At 67.5% G+C, this 20,325-nt stretch carries 14 protein-coding genes; 2 read left to right on the forward strand and 12 right to left on the reverse strand.

Going from position 1 to position 20,325, the window contains the following annotated elements; translation table 11 throughout:
* The 4 genes from Q664_RS41200 to Q664_RS41215 all read right to left on the reverse strand — a co-directional run.
* Positions 1 to 959, reverse strand: a 959-nt coding sequence (locus Q664_RS41200; protein WP_200883843.1) for a HEAT repeat domain-containing protein, incomplete at its 3' end; no start/stop codon positions are given.
* Positions 956 to 4,159, reverse strand: a complete 3,204-nt coding sequence (locus Q664_RS53350; protein WP_052519312.1) for a HEAT repeat domain-containing protein — start codon at positions 4,157 to 4,159, stop codon at positions 956 to 958. The genes Q664_RS41200 and Q664_RS53350, both read right to left, overlap by 4 nt.
* Before the next feature lie 131 nt (positions 4,160 to 4,290).
* Positions 4,291 to 4,950, reverse strand: coding sequence for a hypothetical protein (locus Q664_RS53355; protein WP_152622634.1), 660 nt, complete (start codon positions 4,948 to 4,950; stop codon positions 4,291 to 4,293).
* 221 nt (positions 4,951 to 5,171) lie between these two features.
* Positions 5,172 to 7,184, reverse strand: a complete 2,013-nt coding sequence (locus Q664_RS41215; protein ID WP_235217080.1) for a WD40 repeat domain-containing protein — start codon at positions 7,182 to 7,184, stop codon at positions 5,172 to 5,174.
* 53 nt (positions 7,185 to 7,237) lie between these two features.
* Here Q664_RS41215 and dbpA point away from each other — a divergent pair, with 53 nt between their 5' ends.
* A complete protein-coding gene (gene dbpA / locus Q664_RS41220; protein ID WP_043409350.1) occupies positions 7,238 to 8,626 on the forward strand; it encodes an ATP-dependent RNA helicase DbpA in 1,389 nt (462 codons plus the stop codon).
* Positions 8,627 to 9,109: 483 nt separating this feature from the next.
* On the opposite strand, the gene Q664_RS60315 is transcribed toward dbpA, so the two are convergent.
* From Q664_RS60315 to Q664_RS41245, 6 genes are all read right to left on the reverse strand, one after another.
* Positions 9,110 to 10,504: an NACHT domain-containing protein gene (locus Q664_RS60315; RefSeq protein ID WP_052519314.1), complete on the reverse strand. Its 1,395-nt coding sequence runs from the start codon at positions 10,502 to 10,504 to the stop codon at positions 9,110 to 9,112.
* Positions 10,505 to 10,533: 29 nt separating this feature from the next.
* Positions 10,534 to 11,928 carry a HEAT repeat domain-containing protein gene (locus tag Q664_RS63070; protein ID WP_084610779.1) on the reverse strand — a complete coding sequence of 465 codons (1,395 nt, stop codon included), beginning with the start codon at positions 11,926 to 11,928 and terminating at the stop codon, positions 10,534 to 10,536.
* Between the two features lie 500 nt (positions 11,929 to 12,428).
* Positions 12,429 to 13,670: a ComEC/Rec2 family competence protein gene (locus Q664_RS41230; RefSeq protein ID WP_043409353.1), complete on the reverse strand. Its 1,242-nt coding sequence runs from the start codon at positions 13,668 to 13,670 to the stop codon at positions 12,429 to 12,431.
* Positions 13,671 to 13,750: 80 nt separating this feature from the next.
* Positions 13,751 to 14,149 carry a VOC family protein gene (locus Q664_RS41235; protein WP_043409357.1) on the reverse strand — a complete coding sequence of 133 codons (399 nt, stop codon included), beginning with the start codon at positions 14,147 to 14,149 and terminating at the stop codon, positions 13,751 to 13,753.
* A gap of 634 nt (positions 14,150 to 14,783) precedes the next feature.
* On the reverse strand, positions 14,784 to 16,034 hold the full coding sequence (locus tag Q664_RS53365) for a M56 family metallopeptidase (protein ID WP_075207657.1): 1,251 nt from the start codon (positions 16,032 to 16,034) through the stop codon (positions 14,784 to 14,786).
* Positions 16,031 to 16,393: a BlaI/MecI/CopY family transcriptional regulator gene (locus Q664_RS41245; RefSeq protein ID WP_043409360.1), complete on the reverse strand. Its 363-nt coding sequence runs from the start codon at positions 16,391 to 16,393 to the stop codon at positions 16,031 to 16,033. Before Q664_RS41245 ends, Q664_RS53365 begins: the two co-directional genes overlap by 4 nt.
* A gap of 379 nt (positions 16,394 to 16,772) precedes the next feature.
* Between Q664_RS41245 and Q664_RS56960 the strand changes: the two genes are divergently transcribed.
* Positions 16,773 to 17,696, forward strand: a complete 924-nt coding sequence (locus Q664_RS56960; RefSeq protein ID WP_052519316.1) for a CARDB domain-containing protein — start codon at positions 16,773 to 16,775, stop codon at positions 17,694 to 17,696.
* Positions 17,697 to 17,776: 80 nt separating this feature from the next.
* Here Q664_RS56960 and Q664_RS41255 read toward each other — a convergent pair whose 3' ends face one another.
* Positions 17,777 to 19,045, reverse strand: coding sequence for a cytochrome P450 (locus Q664_RS41255; RefSeq protein WP_043409363.1), 1,269 nt, complete (start codon positions 19,043 to 19,045; stop codon positions 17,777 to 17,779).
* Between the two features lie 30 nt (positions 19,046 to 19,075).
* Positions 19,076 to 20,314 carry a lipase family protein gene (locus tag Q664_RS41260; protein ID WP_052519317.1) on the reverse strand — a complete coding sequence of 413 codons (1,239 nt, stop codon included), beginning with the start codon at positions 20,312 to 20,314 and terminating at the stop codon, positions 19,076 to 19,078.
* Between the last annotated feature and the right edge of the window lie 11 nt (positions 20,315 to 20,325).

Here is a 20,325-nt window from a genome sequence, read left to right on the forward strand (position 1 = left end):
TCGCCCATGAACCCCAGGGCCAGCGCCGCCGTCTGGCGCACATCCGCGGACGGATCCTTCAGCAGCCGGTCGACGAGGACGGGCGCCTGCTCCCGGGCGGCCTCGCCCATGTTCCTCAGGGCCTGCGCCGCCGATTGGCGCACATCCGCGGACGGATCCTTCAGCAGCCGGTCGACGAGGAGGGGCGCCTGCTCCCGGGCGGTGGTGCCCATGAACCCCAGGGCCTGCGCCGCTGCCGCACGGCGCCGGGGGTCCGGATCCTTCAGCATCGCGGCGATGCGGGGAACCTGCTCCCGGGCGGCCTCGCCCATGGACCGCAGCGTCCGCGCCGCCAACGTGGGCAGCAGCACTGGATCCGTCCACTCACTCCGCTCCGGCTCCTTCAGCAGGTCGACGACGCGGGGAGCCGCCTCCCGTGCAACCCCGCCCATCGCCCCCAGCACCTCCCCCGCCGCCTCACTGACATCCACGTCCTGGTGGTTCAGCAGCGCGGCGATGCGGGGAACCTGTGCATGAGCCGCCTCGCCCATCTTCACCAGGGCCCACTTCGCCCTCTCGCGGATTCTCGGCTGCTGCCCCTCCACCGCCAGCAGATCGACGAGGAACCGGGCCGTGTCCGGAGGGGCCTCTCCCAGGGTGGCCTGGGTGATGAGGGCGGACCTCCCGAGACTCGAGCCGGGACTGCGTAGGGCCCGCTGCAGGCGGGGCGTCAGGAGGAAGGCATGGAGCCGCTCGCGGTACTCGGGAAGGGCGTCCATGGACCCGCACAGCGTCATCAGGACCCAGGCCACCACCTCGTCGTCGGCGTCCTCCAGGCCCGCGAACATTCCCTGGAAGAAGGCCCTCTCGGCGGGGGTGAGCTGCGGCGTGCCCTGGGAGGACGCCGGGGCCGCTCGCGCCAGCCCCCCGAGCGCCACGCTCGCGGCGAGCACCAGCGCCATCACAGTGCGGCTGCTCATGGTGTCTCCTGTCCGGCGATGGGTTCCCCTCCCGGCTCCGGATGGCCCGGATTCGGAGCGCGGGCCTCCTCGACGCGGCGCCTCGCCCGGAACTGTTTGAGGAATTCGTCGCTGACGGTGTGGTCGCGCGTCTCGGCCGCGTGCGACACCAGGAGGGCGCGCAGTTCCCGGGCTCGCTCCGGCTCCAGCAGCCTCGCCAGCAGGAGGTAGACGCCCCGGAAGCGCGGATCATCCAGGTGCTCGAGGATGCGCTCGTTGTTCTTCCCCAGGAACGTCTGGGCGATGAAGAAGTCCCACAGCTTGTCGTGACGGAAGTGCCACTCGCGCCCCTCTTCTCCGTCCGGACGCCGCCACTGCCGGCGCACCACCATCTTGTGGGCCTCCATCCTCAGCAATTCCTTGCCGAAGTCCTTCTCCGGGATGGCGCTCCGGACCTGCAACCTCATCTGGTAGGCCTCCTCCGAGAAGGCCTTCAGCGGGAACTCCGTCAGGTTCTTCTCCTGGTAGTCCCGCGCCATCAGCTCGTACTGCTGCTCCTGCAGGTGGAACAGGTCGGGCGCATGTCCCTCCGCCAGCATCTGCGCCACCAGCGTGAGGTCCATGGGGTTGCTGAGCACCTCCAGCATTTCCCGGCGCAGCTCCTCGGGCTGCTCGGGGGTGAGCGCCAGCGTCAGGAAATGCTCACAGGCCTTCCGGTACGCCTCGCCGCGCAGCCGAGCGCGCTCCGTCAGCAGGGGCTCGCGGCTGAAGAGGAAGTCGCGCACCTGCTCCTCGGTGAGCGGCTGCAACTCGTACACCCGCGCCGTGGCCGGCGGCGTCCACTCCATCCGCTGCGTCGCCAGCAGGATGTTGCCGTGGAACCTCGGCTCCACGAACCCCACGATTCGCGACCGCGTGTCCGCCGACACCTCGTTGAGCCCGTCGACGTAGAGGTCCAACGCCCCGCTGTAGATGATGCTTTGCAGGAAGCCGCTGTCCCCCGCCATCCCCTCCAGCTTCGCCTGGATGGCCTCGAGCACGCCCCCCTTGCACCGCTCCGCTGGCAGATACACCGCGAGCTGCTTCGAAGTGCTCAGCAGGTAGCGGATGAACATCGACTTGCCCAGCCCCGAGGCCCCTTCCAGCACGACCAGCCCGCGCACCCGGGGAATGGCCCGCGGCAGGGGCTCTCGCTGTCCCGTGGCCACCATGCGCACCTCGGAGCGCTCGAAGTAGGCCTCCGGAGAGAAGCGCCCCAGGTCCGCGTCCGCCACCAGCAGCCGCTGGAAGGGCGCCAGCAGCCGCCGCCTCAAGAACGGCACCCACGTGAGCAGCACCCCCACGTACCCCAGGCCCAGTAGCCGGCGCACCCACGGGTTCCAGAAGAACACCGCCTGCACCTTCGTCGAGCGTGGATAGACGAGGACGAGCAGCAGCCAGAAGCCGGCGTGCGCCCCCCAGCTCCACGCCACCGTCCGGGGCCACCTCCGGGGAATCGAGTCGAGGGCGGCGCGCACGCTCGCCGCATGCTGGGGCTGGGAGCCGCGCAGGTTCTTCTCGTGCTGCTTGAGCAGCGCGCGGTCGCTCGCCTGCCACCGGCCCCGCCCGAGCATCGCCACCTGGGCGATCCGCTGCGCCAGTTCGTCGGCCAGCATGGGGAACTGCTCGGCCTGGGGCCAGAGCGTGGCGAAGTCGCGCAGGGTGGCCCTCGCCTCCTCGGGGGTGAGCTCCTCGGCCGAGGGCAGCTGCGCGGAGTCCCTCCTCCCGAGCCACCGCAGCGCGCGCTCCGCCAGGGGCTCGCCTCCGCCCAGACCATGCGCCCGTGCCAACCACAGGGAGCGCTCGGCGGGATTGTCACTCTGCACCGTGACCAGGAGCGCGACGTCCCGGGGCTTCAGGGGGCTCATGTCGACGAGGGCATACCATTCCATCGAGTTGCTGCCGGAGACGAAGACGAGGGGGATGAGGCTGGAGGCATACTCCCGGGCGCCCAGATTCCCCAGGGCCTGGACGGCGAACCCCCGCGCATCCGGATCCGGGTCCTGCAGCAGCATGGCGAGCCGGGGGATGTACTCCTGGGCGCCCAGATTCCCCAGGGCCCTCGCCGCCGCCGCACGGAGCTTCCCGTCAGGGTCCGCCAGCAGCTCGGCGGCGAGGGGAATCAACCGCTTCGTGTGCTCCTCTCCCAGGAACTCCGGGATGCGCTCCGATTGGTCCACCCATGTGTGCAGCGCCTGGGCACGGACCCGCGAGTCCGGATCCCTCAAGCGGAGCACCGTCAACGTGGTCCACGCGCGCACGCGGGACTCCCACCGTTGTCGCTCGACCTGCTTCGTGGACTCGAAGGACTCTGGATGCTCCCGCTCCAGAGCTTCCATGCGGACCTTCAACGCCCGGTCGGCGCGCTCCCGGGAGGCCCGCTCCCTCTCCACCTCCGCCTCCTGGCGCTCCCAGGGGGTCTCGCGCATACGCTCCAGGGCCGCCTTCGCCGACAGGCGAACCGAGGAGTCCGGGTCCCTCAGCAGCTCGAGCAACCGGGGCCTCAGCGGCCGGGCTGCCTTGCCCATGGATTCCAGGACATTCAACGCATTCGAACGGACCCGCGGAGCCGGGTCCTCCAGCAGCGGGCCCATCTCTCGGAGCACCTCCTCCGGAAGGGCCCTGCCCAGCATGCGCAGGACAAACGTCGCCGAGGACGAGATGTCCCCGAAGTCGCCTCCCTTCAGATTCATCATCATCTCGACGAGGTGGGGAATCTGTTCCCGGGCGGCCTCGCCCATGTTCACCAGCGCCCTCTCCTCCTCGAAACGAAGCCGATGGTCCCGCTCCACCCCCAGCAGGCCGACGAGGGCTCGCGCCGTGTCCGGAGAGCCCTCGCCCAGGTTCGCCTGGGTGACGAGGAGCGCCTTGTGCAGAGCCCCCTCCCGAGCCCGCAGGGCCTGGGCCGCACGAGGGGTCCGAAGGAAGTCCACGAGCCGCTCCCGGACGCCCGGGAAGCGCTCTTCGTTCAGGAAGCCGGAGTTCAGGTCGCCCGACGCCAGAGACAGCAGGGCCCAGCCCACCACCTCGTCATCGGCGTCCTCCAGGGCCGCGAGCAGTCCCCGGGCATAGGCCCGCTCACCGGCGGAGGGCTCCGGGATGGAGAGAAAGTCCGCCCGTGCCTGTCCACCCAGGACCAGGCTGGCGGCGAGCAACACCGGTATCACGTTCCATGCGCGCATGGGCTCTCCTATCGAGGGGCCGCTGCCCCACCACCCTCCCGGCGGCCCGGCCCCCTGGACAGGGCCTCAGCCCGGGAGGAGGAGTCCACCCGCGCCCGATGTGAGGACACCGGGAGGTAGCCTCCAGGCCTTCACCGCGGGGGGCCGCTCGCTTCTGGCGGCGAGCCGCTCACCCGCTGGTAGCCGGCGGGAATCTGGAAGAGCGACTCGGGCTGCGGGCCCAGGTGGATGTCGGTGAGCTCGGTCCGCAGGCCCGTGGGCTCCTCCGTGCGCAGGATGAAGCCGCCCAGCGCGGGGGCGACCCACACCGTCACCGCCGCCCATTGCCGTTGGGGATCCGTGGGCACCACGCGCCACCGCTGGGTGGAGTGGCCGTCCACGCGCTCGGTGCCCAACCGCTCGCATGCGAGCTCCGGCCGGCCGATGCAGGGGCTCTCGCCACGCACGACCAGCCACCGGACGCAGTCGGGCCAGGGCATCGTCCAGGGGTCATCCACATCCATGGCCGTCCGGTCCTCGGAATCCAGGAGCGTCTTCCGGTAGAGCCCCTGCAACCTCAGCGACACCGCCACGTGGACTTCTTGTCCTGGGAGCCGTGAGACCCAGAACATCCGCGTCTCCATGCGCCTCCGGCCGTTGCTCACGTAGAGCTGGCTGCGCTCGAGCTCCCCCTCGGGCATGCGCACGATCTGCGTGGCGGAGAAGGCGACGGGCTCTTCCGGCCGCGCGGACGCGGCGCCGGCCGTGGTACAGGCCGCCAGGGCCACACCTACCAGGATGACGCGTCTCACGTGAGACCTCCCCCTTTTCGCCTCCCCACTACCGGTAGAGGCGTCTGCCCCGGAGTGCAAGGGTGCCTCGCGCTCCCTCCGGGCACGGGGGCCCCGGCCCGAACGCAGCGGCCCATTGCACCGGAGCGGGGCCTCGGCCCACCCGCTGGCCGCGACGAGCAGGGCTCATGGCCCCATCATACCCGGTCACCTCCCGGGTTGCAGACAGGCGCGGCCGCGCTTCAATCGAGGTGCTCGGGCTTCTCGAGCGGCACGGCTGGACCGATCCAATAGAGCAATGAGAAGGGGAGGAGCTCCTCGGGACGCGGTCCGACATGGCCTTCGGTGCGGATGCGGAACCCCTTCTTGGTGACCGCCAGCAAGGTCGCGAGGTCGGTGACCTCGCCGTGGTATCCCATGTACACCAGCACCCGCTGCCCGACGTAAGGCGTGAGGCTGTCGCGGCGGATGTCTCCTGTGAGCACCGGGTGGGCCCGGTAGAGGCTGTGGTCATGCGTGTAACGGACCTCCTTGCCGGATGCGCCGTTCGCGGCACCCGGAGCCCTCTCCTCGAATCGCGTGTGCCGCGTCCCGACAGCCCAGCGCCAGGGCCATGCATATCGCCCGGCGACCGAGAACATCAGCCGGGGCTCGAGCTGCTCCCGCTGCTCGGGGGGACAGAACACGGTGCCGTCCGGGTCCACACGCGTGAAGGCCCAACCTCGTTCCGTCGGGAGGAACCGCCCGGGTTCCTCCGGCGAGGGGTACCAGGACGCCGGGGGCGGTACGCGGCCCGCTTCGAGGTCGAATGAGGCGTGGGCTCGCAGCTCTCCGCTCGTCGTGCTCCAGAACGCAAGCGTGGAGAGACCGATGCCCACGAGCGTGTCGTCCGCTCCCCAGACCAGCCCCTCGAGGTCACCGGCGCCCGGGAGCCTGCGAATCCACCGAGGGGCGGGTCCGATGGCCCACAGCTCGACTCCTCCATCACGGGTCAGGCACGCTCCCATGGAGCCATCGGGGGACCATGCCCAGCGACGTATGTCTTCGAGTGTGCCTGGTGTTGCTGGGCTCACCTCGAACTCCAGGCGGCACAGGAGCTTCTCCTCCTCGAAGACGCAGACCCTCGGGTGGGAATAGTCATCCATGATCACGGCCAGCCGCCTCCCGTCGGGAGACCAGACGAATTCGCTGAACGTGGGATCCTTCTCGGCGAGTTGCTGGCTGAGCGTGGCGATGTGTTGGCCGGTGTGCCCGTCGATGAGCTCGAGCCGTTCGCTGCCATGGACCAGACGAGACCCGTCGGGCGAGAACGCGACGGGCAACGTCACTCCCCCGGTGTGGAAGCGGAGCGCTCCGCTCCCGGTGTCGATTGCCGACGCGGAGCCGATCCTCGTGTATTCGTTCGCCTTGTCATCCCAATCGCCCATTCGGGGACAGCGATAGCCGTAGACCCGGGAGCCATCCTGACTCCAGCGTATCCACGTATGTGGCTTCAGGGGCGCATTCGCGGCGTCTGGCCGCGCTGGACACCAGCGGACGTCCTCGCTGTCCTCGTTGAGCGTGGCACCTTCCCGGAACGGGACGATGCAGCCGAGTGCCCCATCGGGCCCGGGCCCGGGCGTGGAGACGAACAGGTGCGTCTCGTCGGGCGACCAGCACCAGGCGGGGAGGTGGCCTCTCTTCTCCGCGCCCTCGGGGCGATTGTCGGCCCAGGGAGGGGGCGAGACCCAGCGCCGGGTGACGTCGACGGTGAATGACGGGCGACCCTCGGAAAAGGCTCGCACCACGCCGACCTCGACGTCCTTGAAGACGGTGCCCACCCACTGTCCCGAAGGGGACCACTGAACGCAGGAGGGCTCTCTCCTGCCTCCCACGCCCTCGTCGAATCCGTGGACATCGACCACGCGACCCGTCGCCAACTCCCAGATGCGCAGCTCGCCACCGAAGAAGGGGTCGACGCGCGCGCTCGTGATGGCCAGATATTGCCCGCGGGGACTGAGCGCGAATGAGCGCTGGCGGCCCGTGTAGCGCGGAGTCTCCACGAGTGGCGCCCCTGTCTCCAGGACCTTCTCGGACACCCACCGATGGAGGTCCGTGATGCCCTTCTCGCGCTCGAGCCTCAGGAGGCGCGCGCGCAGCGGAGGAAGATCCCTGCTGGCCACGAAGCTCCCGAAGTCCGCGCGCTTCAGCATCGGCTCGATCGCCTCGTCGGAGCCATGGAGCAGCTCAACGAGGTCCGTGAAGGATCCAGGCATGGGACCCGACATTAACCGATGGCGCCAGCGTCGGATTGAGGTAGAGGCGTCTGATGAACTTCGCCTCGCTCCCGCTCTCACCGCCGCTGCTGCAAGTCCTCGAGGAGCTGGACTTCCAGACCGCCACACCGATCCAGGCGCAGAGCATTCCGGTGCTGTTGCAGGGCCGGGATCTCGTGGGCCAGGCGAAGACGGGGAGTGGGAAGACGGCGGCCTTCGCGCTGCCCTTGCTGCAGAAGATCCGGCTCCAGGACCGGCGGCTCCAGGCGCTCGTGCTCTGCCCGACGCGCGAGCTCTGTGCCCAGGTGGCTGGGGAGCTCCGCCGGCTGGGCCGGAGATTGCCAGGCCTCCAGGTCCTCGTGCTCGCGGGAGGCCAGCCCGTCCGGCCCCAGGTGGCCGCGCTCGAGAAGGGAGCCCACGTCGCCGTCGGGACCCCGGGCCGTATCCTGGACCTGCTCCAGCGCGAGTCGCTCGAGACGCGGCGGCTCGTCACGGTGGTGCTCGATGAGGCCGATCGGATGCTCGACATGGGCTTCCGGGAGGACATGGAGCGCATCCTCGGTCAGACGCCGCCCACGCGGCAGACGGTGCTCTTCTCGGCGACGTTCCCGCCGGACATCGAGGCGCTGAGCCGTGCCTTCCAGAAGCAGCCCACGCGCGTGACGATCGCCGAGGCCGCCGAGGCGGCGCCCGACATCCAACAGCTCTGCTACGTCTGCGAGCCCGAGGAGAAGACAGCGCTGCTGCTGCGCATCCTGCGGCGGTACCAACCGGCCTCGGCCATCGTGTTCTGCAACCTCAAGGCGACGGTCGTCGAGCTGACGCGGGCCTTGAGCGCGGCCGGGGTGGGGGCGGACGGGCTCCAGGGAGACATGGAGCAGAGCGAGCGGGACGACGTGATGGCCAAGTTCCGCAATCGCAGCACCCGGGTCCTCATCGCGACGGACGTGGCGGGCCGCGGCATCGACGTCGAGGCGCTCGATGCGGTGGTCAACTTCGATCTGCCCTCACAGCCCGAGCCCTACGTGCATCGCATTGGCCGTACGGGGCGCGCGGGGAGGAGGGGATTGGCCATCTCCCTCGCCACCCCGCGAGACGAGCGCAAGGTGGAGACCATCGAGCAGGCCACCGGCGTGAAGCTGGAGCGCGCGAGCGCGGAGACGCTGCCCCCGGCGGACGAGACGGGTGGGGAGTCGCTCGAGGCGGCCTGGGAGACGCTCTCCATCTCCGCCGGACGCAAGGACAAGATGCGGCCGGGCGACATCCTCGGGGCCCTGACGGGCGAGGCCGGCGGACTGAATGCCGCCGACATCGGGAAGATCGAGATCCACGACCATCACGCCTACGTCGCCGTCTCCAAGCGCCTCGTGGGCGTGGCGCTCCAGCGGCTGCGCGATGGGCGGATCAAGGGGCGCAAATACCGCATCGACCGGGTGCGGTAGCGTGTCCCCTCGCCATCCCATCCCACGCTCATGTCAGACCAATCCCTCGAACAACCCGCCAGCAAGCCACGCAAACGATTGTCGGGACGGGCGAAGATCTTGTTGTGGAGCGGCTCGATTGTCGCGATCCCGCTGATTGGGAAGTAGCGACGTACAGCTTTCCGGGAAGCGGAGTCCTTTCGCGGCCTTGCAGGTGACGCCGCACTTCCACTCGCTGGTTCCGGACGGTGTTTTCGTGCCGAGGGAGGGTGGCGTGCGCTTCGAGCCGTTGCCGCCGTCCACACAAAGCGAGGTGGAGCGGCTGCTGAAGGTGGTGCGCCACCGGGGGGGCGATTGTTGGAAAGAAGATGGGCCCTGCCCGCACAAGGGCCCGAGGATGCGCAGCAGGCGTATCAGGCGCAATCGCTGCAACAGCGGCTGCGCTGGGCGGAGGTGGACGTGCCGAGCTTGGCCCTGGCGTGAGAGCCCCACAACTTCACATCTCTACGCAACGCCCCTCGAGCGGTTGCCCCGGGCCTTCTCCGCGCCCTGCCGCTTCTTGAGCAGGGTGACGAAGTCATCGCTTACCGAGTGGTCGCGAGTCTTTGCAGCGTACTCCACCAGCTTGTCTCGCAGGGCCTGCGCCTGCTCCGGCTCCAACAGCAGCGCCAGCAGCAGGTAGACGCCGCGGAAGCGCGAGTCCTCCAGATGCTTGCTGGCGCGCCGACTGTCCTTCCCCAGGAAGGTCTGGGCGATGAAGAACTCTTGAATCTTGTCGTGGCGGAAGCGCCACTCTCGCTGCTCCTTGCCATCTGGGCTCCGCCATTGATGGCGCAGCACCATCTTGGCGGCCTCCATCCGCAGCAGCTCTCGGCCGAACTTCTCCTCCGGGAGGACACCCCGGTCGTTGCACCGCATCTCGTAAGCTTCCTCGGAGAAGGCCTTGAGCGGGAAGTCGTCCTGGTGGATGTCGCGATAGTCCTTCGCCATCAGCTCGTATTGCTGCTGCCGCAGGCGGAACAGATCCGGCTGCCGCTCCTCGGACAGCATCTGCGCCACCACCGTCAGGTCCATGGGGTTGGAGAGCACCTCGCTGTGGGCCTGGCGCAACTCCACGGGCTGCTCGGCGGAGAGGGCCTCGGCCACGAAGCGTTGGCAGGCCAGGAGATACGGCTGACCGCGCACGGGAGCCTTCTCCCCCAGCAATGGCTCACGGCTCTCCAGGAAGCGGGCGATCTGCTCGTCCGAGAGCGGCTGGAGCACGTACCGGCTCGCCGTCGCGGGCGCCGTCCACTCGATGGGCTGCGTGGTGAGGAGGATGTTGCCGTGGACGTTGCGCTCGACGAACTGGACGATGCGGGCCCGCGTGTCGGCCGTCACCTCGTTGAGCCCGTCGATGTAGATGTCGAGCGCCCCGCTGTAGATGAGGCTCCGCAGGAAGGAGGCATCCTTCGCCTGGCCCTCCAACTTCGCCTGGATGGCCTCAAGGACCCCATCCTTGCAGCGCTCCGCCGACAGGTACACTGTCAGGCGCTTCGAGCGCGAGAGGAGGTACTTGAGGAACATCGACTTGCCGAGCCCCGAGGCACCTTCCAGGACGACCTGACCTCGCAGGCTGGGAAGGACACGGAGGAGGGGCTCACTCCGGCCCGAGCCAGGAAGGAGGAACTCGGAGCCATCGAAGTAGGTGGTGGCGGAGAAGCGCTCGAGCTGAGCCTCGGCGAGCAGCAGCCGGCTGAAGGGTGATAGGAGGCGGTGGCGCAGGAAGGGCACCCAGGTCAGCAACAAGCCCACGTAACCGAAGCCGGAGATCCGACGCACCCACGGGTTCCAGAAGAAGAACGCCTGGACCTGCGGATAGCGCGGGTAGAAGAAGAGGAGCAGAAACCAGAAGCCCACATGAGCGGCCCAGCTCCAACCGAAGGTCTTCAGGATTCGCCAATGCTCGATGGACGCAATGACCGTGCGGACGCTCTCGGCATGGGTCGGGTAGAGCGCGCCGAGGTTGTTCGCATGAAGCTCGAGCAGCTCGAGATCCGAGCCCTCCCACGGCCACGGACGAGGCCCGTCACCTCGGCAACCTGCCTCGCCAACTCCCGCCTCAAGGTCGGATGCAGTTCGGTCTTCGGCCAGAACTCCGCGAAAGCCTGCAGGGTCGCTCGCGCATCTTCGAGCCCGAGGTGTGAGGGAACTTCTTCGGGAGGCCGACCCAACCACTGGAGGACACGCTCCGCCGTGGGCTCGCCACCCCCTGCGGCGTGGGCCAACGCCAGCAAGACATGGCGTTCAGTGCTCGACGTGTCGGGAGCTACCGCAAGCACTCCAGCAACCACTCTGAGATCAGGCGCAACCAGCTTCAACAGTGCGCCCGTCGCGCTTTTGCGGAGATCCGCATCCTCATCCCGCAGGAACTCGACGAGCCGAGGTGCCTGCGCGCTTGCCGCTGTACCCAGCTTCCCCAACGCAATCGCCGCTGTATGACGTGTCGTTTTGTCTTGTAAGAGACTGGCAATGGCTGGAATCTGCGCGTTGGCTGCTGCTCCCATCCCACCCAGCACAAGCGCTGCACTCCCACGGACATTCGGATCTCTGTCCTGCAAGAGGTTCGCGATGAGAGGAATCTGGGGGCGCGCCTCAACACCCATACACCCTAGCAAGGATACCGCGCCCGAGCGAACGAACCACACATCACTCCGTAGGAGTTTGACGATTTCGGGAGTTTGCGCGCTGATCGCCGGGCACATTTGTCTCAGCGCCTCCCTGGCCTTCGAAATGACTTTGCGGTCCCGTTCATCGCGCAAGAGGTCAATCAACCGGGGGGCCTGTGCGCTGGCTCCCGCCCCCATCGCGCCCAGCGCTCCCGCTGCATTGATGCGAACCTTCCAATCCTTATCCTGCAAAAGCCTGGCAATCGCAGGAGCATGCACGGTGGCGGCAGCTCCCATTCTCGACAGTGCCTCCAGGACCGTACGGGGGGCTTCTCCATCCCCAGGCCGTAGCTCCTCCACGAGCAGGGGAGTCAGTGTGCTGTCCGCCACGCTCCTCGTTCGCCCCAAGGCCTCCACCGCGAGGATCCGGACGTATGGGGTTTCATCCCGCAGAAGTGGGATGACACCAGGAAGGCGCACGCCAGAGGCCGCCCCCACTGCCCCTAGCGCTTGCACGGCTTCCTCACGAGCATTAGAACACCCATCCCGCAGAAGGTTGGTCATTGCGGGAATCTGCGAACGGGCTGTGACTCCCAGCACCCCCAGCGCCCTCACGGCGTATTGGCGTACGGAGCAATTCTTGTGCTGCAAGAGAGACTTCGACCAGATGCTCAAGGGCCCTGGCCGTCACCTCGTGGTTGGGATCGTGCAGAGCGGCAAACAGCCCGCGGATTCTCGGCGCGACGTCCCCCTCCCCTCCGCCTGAAGGCACGGCCCACGCGGTCCTACCGCTCACCAGGGTGACGCCCACCAGCCACAACACCCAGCTCCGTCCCAGAATGCACCGCTCTCGCATCTGAACCTGCCGATGAAACCCGAGCCCCCATGGGTCTGGGACACGCGCATTCTGGCCCACCGGAGCACGGCCGGGAAAGGCACACCGGCGACCGCGGCGACGCGTCTCGGCACGCTAACCGACTGTTCACTTGCGGTAAATTCGGTCCCTCGATGGCGACGAGCTGACGGCAGCAGACTTGGAGCGGTTGTCACGGGCCGAGGCGCCCGACCTCGCGGAGGCCGTGCTGGCCTTCTTCGAGCAGCCCGACAAGGAGCCCGAGAAGCTTCCCTGGTAGACCTTGATGGGGTGAGGTGCCATGCCCGTCTCCGCGGGCCCCTCAGTCGTGATCGTTCTGGACGTTCTGGTGGTTGGCGCAGTTGGCCGACTCGCAGGTCACCCGGAAGCGGTGGGTCCCCATGGGGATCGCCCCCGTGACGGGCTGCAGGGACTGCGCGGTGGTGACGGAGAGAATGATGTTCCCCTCACGTACCCCGGGGCCGGCGTCATACAGGCCACCCCAGCAGCCCGCGACGACCGCCTTGGCGGTGTAGGCCCCCGCGAGATTGGGGGCGACCGCGGGCGGTCCGTTCTTGCCCACCCGCGTCCTGAATGCCTGATTGTTGCGATCGGCCGTCAGGTAATAGTGCTGGAGGGTCGCGCAGTTCTGCAGGTTCTGGAGCACCGTCGGCCTTGGATGATGGTGGGTGTTGTCGAAGCCACAGGAGATGAACGCCGCGCTCGGCCGGAGCCGGTTGACGAAGGTCGCCGCCGTCGAGCGATCGCTGCCGTGATGGCTGACCTTCATGGCCAGCACCCGTCCCTGGGCGTTGTTGGCGGGGTTTATCCGCTGGGCGATCCGGGTCTCCTGCGTGGACTCGATGTCTCCTCCCAGGTAGTACCGGAAGTTGTTGAACTCGACGAGCAGGGCGAGGCTCTTTTCGTTCTTGGGATCCACGGCCATGCCCGACGTGAAGGGACCTCCCACGACGCCATCGACGTACTGATTGGCGGCGATGCAGGTGATGGTGGGCGCACCGACCGGAGGCACGGCGCCGTGCCAGAGCAGCTCCTCGCCCAGGAGCCAGTTCGGCTGCCGCCAACCCGCCAGCGCCGTCATATGGGTGCTCGGGGGAGCACAACTCACGTTGGCGGTGACCCGATTTCGAGCCCCCCGGCTGTTGATGGCGGTCAGGTACGCCGTGTAGTCCTGCTCCCGGTTGCTGATGTGCTGAACGAAGCCGGTCTGGCCTCGGGAACTCTTCACACTGATCTGCCCGGGCTCGCCCTGATCGAAGATGAGGGCGTTGTCGTACACAGCAGTGCCGTTGCCGAGAACGCGTCGCAGCCCCCCGAAGTGATCGGCATCGTAGTGCGTTGCCACGATGACATCGACCTGGTTGAGGTTGGCCGTGTTGGTGACGTAGTCGTGGACGTCTACCCCCTTGGCATACGTCCCACCATCGACGAGAGCGGCCTGCGTCTGCACGACGTTGCCGAAGAAGTTGATGTCTCGGGCGATGATCAACGTCGAGTCGCCCTGTCCGACGTCGATATGGTGGATCTCCAGGTTCCAGGCCATGGCGGGTGCGCCTCGGGGTGAGAGGGGTCCTCACCCTATCATCCCACCCGTCGTGGGAGCAGCGGAGACAAGGAAGGCTATCAGGCCTGCGGCGCCGTCCAGACCAGGTTCCACAGGTGGCCGTCGAGGTCCTCGAAGCCCTGGTCATACATGAAGCCGTGGTCCTCGGGCGGATGCGGAGTACGGCCGCCGGCGGCGACGGCCTTGGCGATCAGACTGTCCACTTCTTCCCGGCTCTCGCAGCTCAGGCAGATGACGACCTCGTTGGCCTCCTTCGCCTGCACGACGGGCTTGTCGATGAGGGTCTTGAAGAACGCTTCGGTCGTCAGCATGGCATGAATGCTGCCATCCACGATGACCATGAACGCCGCGCTCTCGTTGCTGAATTGTGGATTGAAGCTGAAGCCGAGAGCGGAAAAGAAGGCCTTGGATTTGTCCAGGTTCTTGACCGGCAGGTTGACGATGATCTGCTTGTTCATGACATCCCCATGTCGAAAGGCGAATTGAATAACGGGTCCTGCATCCGGACGACGAATGATGACGCATGAAATCGACAAGCGCGCAAAAAATTGGACACGTACCCGCTCGATTCTGGCGGTCGACGGACCTGGCCGCGGATGCGATGAAGAGGCTCGTCAGCACGGCGAAGAGGCCGGACACGGGGAGCGCGGGGCCGGCGCCACGGGCGTGCCGGCGAGTTGGATGGACATGATTCTCTCTCAGGTCGCGGTAAGGACTACGCGGCGCGCCCTCCGGGGACTAGACGGCGAAGCGCGAACGGGCCGTTAAGCAGGGGTTGATGGTGGCCCGGCTATCAGGAGGCCGGTCCGGGCCTTGCCCAAGCCCGCGCTGCCGTGCACTCTGCGGAGTCCGTGCACTCTGCGGCGTCGAGGGTGCGCGAGGCGTCTGCGCGGACCTGGCGGGCGCGGGCCATGGCACCTGCTACCGTTATGCGCGCGCTCGCTCGGAGTGCGGCGCGGGCGAGGAGTTCGGCTTTGTCTCCTACCCGCTCCCTGGCGGCGGGTTCGATCGCACCTACGGGTGGTGCTATCCCGACGGCCTGTGCGTTGCCCATCATCTGCCCGAGCGAGAGCTGGCTCGGGCAGGTGACGTTCAGGCTTTAGCGGCGGTCAGCGTGATGTGCAGCTCGATTCCTTCGGACTTCCCGTCCGCGAGCGGGTCCGAGCCCGTTCGAATCATGCCGGGCTGGCCACTGAGCATGCCAATCCTTGGCGTCACGATGACCTTGCCATCTCGTTTGATGGCCGACTTGAACATCAGCACATGGGCCTGCTTGCCCGTGCCGTGATCGACCGTCCCCTCGATGGTCCAGTCGTGGCCATTGGCGGCGCCGTTGATCACGACCGGCTGGCCAGGCGTCGTCACGAACGTCGTGGTCGTGGGCTCACCGCCATTGATACGCAGCACCGCCTTCACGTGGATGCTGCCTGCTGGAATGTTGACCGCGGCTTCGTTGCCTGGCTGCGCGGCCCATGCGGCATAGCCACCGGTCAGGGTCAGGGCGAGCACGCACGCATGGCCGGAAAGCCAGCGCTTGAGCGAGGGAAGCGGTTGCTTGAGCATGATGATTCTCTCCTTGAGTGGATGACTGAAGCCCCAGTGACACCCCAGCGGCCACGGCTGCGTGGCCAGCTGGGTCTTCAACATCGCCTCGCCATAGGCGCGGCGTGACTGTGGATGGCGTGCGATCACACGTTGGTCGCAGGACAGCTCCTGGTCCTGGCGGAAATGCCGCGCGGCGTAGTGCAGCAGCGGGTTGAACCAGAACAGACAGCGCAGCAGCACCACGATGGCGTTGACCTGAAGGTCGCCATGGACGAGATGCTGGTGCTCGTGCTCACGGAGCAGCACCCGCTCCGCCTCGGCATAGCGCACATCGAAATCCGCCGGGACGATGATGCGCGGCCTCCACACGCCAACGGCGGCGGGGAGCCCAGCAACCGTTTCGGCCTGATACATGCCGTCATCGCGAAGGCGTACGTGTCCCAGCGCGCGCCAGAAACCGCGCTGCCGCGCGGTGAACCACAGCCCGGTGGCCACCGCGCCCACCAGCCAGGCCGCCAGCAGCCCCGCCGTATCCCTCGTGGAGCTCCCTTCGCTCGCGAACGTCCGCGGCAACGCTTCACCGATGAACGCGAGGACCGGTGCCGGAGCTGGCCCCTCACTCGCCGCGGGAAGCAACACCGCCAGCAGAGCGGTGGGTACCAGGCTCCACGCGGCATACGCAATCCTCGCACCGAACCCCGCACGCAGGACTCCGCGTAGCACCATGACCCCCAATACGGCGGCACTGGAAGCCAGAGTGGTCTCCAGCAGCGTGCGCAGCGCTCCGGCAACAGTCATGGGTCCAGCTCCTCGAGCAGCTTGCGCAGCTCGGCGACGTCCTTCCGGCTGAGCTTGCGGTGCTGGCTGAAGTGCGCGACCAGCGGCGCGACCCGGCCGCCGAACAGACGTTCCAGCAGACCCTGGCTCTCCTCCAGTACCCAGTCCTCTCGCCGGAGCACGGGAGTGTAGAGATAGCGACGTCCTTCCTTCTCCGCGACAATCGCGCCCTTTTTGAGCAAGCGATTGAGGAGCGTCTTGATCGTGGCCTCCTGCCATTGCTGCGCCTCGGCCAGCGCCGCCACCACCTCCTCGGCGGCGAGGGGGTGCTGGCGCCATAACACTTCCATCACGATCGACTCGGCTTCACTGATCTTCATCGTTTACGCTCGTAATCAGTTGGGAGATTACAGGTGTAATTGTTCCTGTCAAGAGCTCCTCATGCCCCTCCACGGGCCTCCCATCTTCCTGATATGCCTGAAGCCGCGACGCCCATGACACCCGCGTCCGCCAGGTGTCCCCGCGCGAGTGCCAGTCCTGGCACGTTTCTCCCCGGCGCGAGCGCCGTCACGGGGCCCGGAGTCGCGCAAGCTCCGGAGATGACAGGGGCGCCGCCATCCTCCGCGTCCTGGCGCAGCGGTTGCACAACGGGCGTACGTCGCGCCGGAAAGGACCGGCGCGCGTGACCCCGAGTGCCATTGCATGCATCGCGCACCCCCGTGGAAGCAGTCCCTCCGTTTCATTCTCCTCGCGCCTCTCATGGCGGGGCTCGTCCCTGGTTGTGATGTCGGCGGAGCACCGCTCACCTCCGGCGGAACGCACTCGCGGAGCGTCTCGGCGGCCCTCGAGTCCGGAGCGGACCTCGTGGTGACCGAGGTGAAGGGCCCGGAGAACGTGGGCAATGGTCAGCCCTTCACGGCCTCGGTGAAGGTGTGCAACCAGGGCACCGAGCCCACCGGGAGCGGCTCCTACCACTGGCCCCGGGTGGAGCTGTACCTGTCCACGGATTCCGAGTTGACGATTCCGGACCCGTCTTCGCCGGACCTGCCCATGGACCAGGTTTTCCTCGGCTGGGTGTCTCTGGACCAGCCGCTGTACCCGGGGCAGTGCGTGACGAAGAGCGTGGACGCCGAGGCCTCCGTGCCGCCCGCTGCCGGGGGAATGGATGGGGCGTACTACCTCGGGGCCGTTGTCGACACGAGGAACGTGGAACAGGAGTTGCGCGAGGACAACAATGTCCGCGTGGGCGGCCTGATGGGCGTGGGCGACGGCGCGGATCTCGTGGTGAGCGCGGTGACGGCTCCCGCCAGCGTGGAAATGGGCCAGGGCTTCACGGTCTCGGTGACGGTGTGCAACCAGGGCACGCTCTCCACGGATACCTTCTCCTCGCCCCTGGTGCGGTTGTTCCTGTCCATGGACACCGAGGTGACACTGCCCACTCCGGACCAGCCGTACCCGCCCCCCATGGACCAGGTGACCATCGGCTTCGTGGAGCTGAACCAGCCGCTGCCGGCGGGGCAGTGCGTGACGGAGGACGTGAACGTCCATGCCGGGAGGCCGCCGGAGATGCAGGGGCCGGGCGCGCTGTACCTGGCGGTCGCCGTCGACACGATGAACGCGGAGCAGGAGCTGCGCGAGGACAACAACCTCTGGGCGGATACCCTCCTCCAGTTCACGTTCTGAGCGCGAGCCGTGGACCGGTACGCAATGCCCCCGTGCCCGGGCATGGCGTATCCGCGGGCCGTCGACATCCACGTTCGGCGCTACCGTACGGCCGGGAGCGCCTGGACGTCCCACGCCACCTCGAGGCTCTCGTGCCTCCGGACGGTGACGCTCCTCAGGAAGCCGGGCTTCTGCCCCGGCACGAGCCGGAGCCCCGGCAGACGCCGGAGCAGGGCCTCGAGCGCCAGACGTGCCTCGAGCCGTGCGAGCGGCGCGCCGACGCAGAAATGGAGCCCATGGCCGAAGGCGAGGTGCTTCTTGACGTCAGGCCGCCGGATATCGAAGCGCTCCGGCTCGTGGAACCGGGCCTCGTCGCGGTTGGCCGAGGCGTAGACGATCCGGATGTGGGCTCCCTTCGGGATCGTGACTCCGCCGATCTCCACCTCCTCCAGCGCGGTGCGGAACATGGCGTGGACGGGTGAGACCATCCGCACCGCCTCCTCGACCGCGCCCGCGATGAGGTCCGGCTCGTTCCGGAGCGCCTGCAACTGCTCCGGGTTGTCGAGCAATAACTCCACACCGCCCACGATGAGGCCCGCGGTCGTCTCGTGCCCCGCGAAGTGCACCTGCATCAGCAGGCTCACGAGCTCCGCCATGCTCATCGGCGGCGTCATCCCCTGTCCCTCCGTGACGATGTCGCTCAGCAGGTCCTCCCGGGGAGCTGTCTTCCGCTCCTCGAGCGCCGAGGCGAGGTAGCGCTGGAAGTCGACCACGCCCCGCGCGGCCGCGACCTGATTCTCGACGGGGCCATGCGCCGCGAGCACCGTGGACAGATCATCGGACCAGCGCCGGAACCTGCTGATGTCCTCCCGTGGGATTCCCAGGATCGCCGCGATGATACTGGCCGACAGCGGATGGGCGAACCGCAGGAACAGGTCCGCTTGCCCCTCATGCATGAAGCCGCTGATGAGCTCGTCCACGAGGGCCCGGATGGAAGGCTCCTTCTCCGTGAGCCGCCGCCCGGTGAAGGCCTTGCTGACGAGGCCACGGAAGCGTGTATGCGCTGGCGGATCATTGTCGACGAGGCTCGGAACCAGGGGGTATCCGTCCATCAGCGCGGTGACGACTTCTGGCGGCATCGTCGCGGCGCCCACCGTGATGGATTCGGCGGACGAGAAGCGCGTGGTATCGGCGACCACGGCGCTGATGTCCGCGTGGCGTGTCACCACCCACGCCCCGAGCGTTGCGCTGAAGAACACCGGTGCCTCTCGCCGCGCTCGTGCGAGGAACGGGTGGGGATCCTCGAGCTGAGGAGAGACGAGTGGGTTGTACTCGGAGCCGAGGCCTGAGGTGGAGCGGGTATTGGACATACGTGGGCCGAGCCTACCTCAGGAGAGCGCTCACCCCGCCTGGCGGACCTTCTTGCCCAGGTGCTGAACCAGGTCCTCCACGGCGGCGCGGCGCTTCGGCTTCTCGGCCACTCGCTTGATGGCGGCCATCATCCCCGCGGTCCTCTGGCGAATGCCCTCCTGGGAAGCCGAGGTGACCAGATCGTGGACGCTGAAGAATTTCGCGTAGGCATCGACGTGCTGGTAGCCGACCTGCGCCATGAAGGCGGCGGTGAGGGCATCGGAATCCTGACCACTGATGGGGTACTGCTCGTTGAAGGTGCCCTTCACCTGGATGTTTGGGAGCTGCGTGAAGGGGCTGAGGGCGTTGATGCCGAAGAGCAGCGAGGACATGACGGCTCCATCGATCTGCTTCTGGAGACCCGAAGGCATCGGCTGGGGAGGGACTCCGGTCGTTCCCGTCATCCAGGGCGCGGGATATAGGGTGGGAATCTCGTTGATCATGGAGGTGACCCAGGCGTGCGGCACGGCGTCGAGGCTGTTCCAGATGTTCTGGTTCCAGGCGAAATAGTCCTGTGCCAGGCCCAGGCTGACCGGCGGGAACACCTGCTGGAAGAGCTTGGAGAAGTTCGCGTCGCCAGGAGTGGGGCCGGCCGTCGGGAGCACGCACACCTGGCCCCAGTTCGTGGTGCTGAACTTCGTGCCCTTCGAAGTCGCGAGGGCCAGGGCGAGCGTCGGCGCGAGCGCGCCAGCGAGACTGTGGCCGGCGAAGATCAGCTTCTTCGAACCGGTCGATCCCAGCGAGCACAGGAAATCCACCAGGCTCTTCTGGGTCAGGTTGTCGACCATCTTCAGCAGGTTGTTGACGCCAAGCTGGGTCCCTTGCGAGATGTGCGGAGTGTCGAAGCCCGAGGGCCCATTGCACCCACCCAGCGACGGGAACGCCTGCGACCAGGGGATCGCGCCGACGACGCAGTTGTCCTCCAGGATGACGTCACTCAGGAGGGCATTGAAGTTGGTCCCCGCGATGGAAACGAAGTAGGCGGACCGGTCGGGATTCGTCGCGACGTACATGACATTGGCCGGGACGCCCAGGGGGGCGTAGACCACGGGGCCCCAGGCGAGCGACCAGTGACCGCCCAGATTGGGAAACACGGCCTTGTTGAGGTGCTCCGCCAACTCGACGGCCAGCGCGAAGGGAAGGCCAGACTCGTTGGCGTTACCCAGGTAGTTGGACTCATGAGAGAGGATGAAGGCCTGCTGACAGAGATTGAGGGTAGGGAGTTGCATGGTCGTCCTTG

The sequence above is a fragment of the Archangium violaceum Cb vi76 genome (genome assembly GCF_000733295.1).
Taxonomy (GTDB): Bacteria; Myxococcota; Myxococcia; order Myxococcales; family Myxococcaceae; genus Archangium; species Archangium violaceum.

Coding starts and splice junctions, on each gene's coding strand:
- Q664_RS53350 (WP_052519312.1), bottom strand. CDS start 4,159: ATGCGCGCATGGAACGTGATACCGGTGTTGCTCGCCGCCAGCCTGGTC.
- Q664_RS41215 (WP_235217080.1), bottom strand. CDS start 7,184: ATGCCTGGATCCTTCACGGACCTCGTTGAGCTGCTCCATGGCTCCGAC.
- dbpA (WP_043409350.1), top strand. CDS start 7,238: ATGAACTTCGCCTCGCTCCCGCTCTCACCGCCGCTGCTGCAAGTCCTC.
- Q664_RS41230 (WP_043409353.1), bottom strand. CDS start 13,670: ATGGCCTGGAACCTGGAGATCCACCATATCGACGTCGGACAGGGCGAC.
- Q664_RS41235 (WP_043409357.1), bottom strand. CDS start 14,149: ATGAACAAGCAGATCATCGTCAACCTGCCGGTCAAGAACCTGGACAAA.
- Q664_RS53365 (WP_075207657.1), bottom strand. CDS start 16,034: ATGACTGTTGCCGGAGCGCTGCGCACGCTGCTGGAGACCACTCTGGCT.
- Q664_RS41245 (WP_043409360.1), bottom strand. CDS start 16,393: ATGAAGATCAGTGAAGCCGAGTCGATCGTGATGGAAGTGTTATGGCGC.
- Q664_RS56960 (WP_052519316.1), top strand. CDS start 16,773: ATGGCGGGGCTCGTCCCTGGTTGTGATGTCGGCGGAGCACCGCTCACC.
- Q664_RS41255 (WP_043409363.1), bottom strand. CDS start 19,045: ATGTCCAATACCCGCTCCACCTCAGGCCTCGGCTCCGAGTACAACCCA.
- Q664_RS41260 (WP_052519317.1), bottom strand. CDS start 20,314: ATGCAACTCCCTACCCTCAATCTCTGTCAGCAGGCCTTCATCCTCTCT.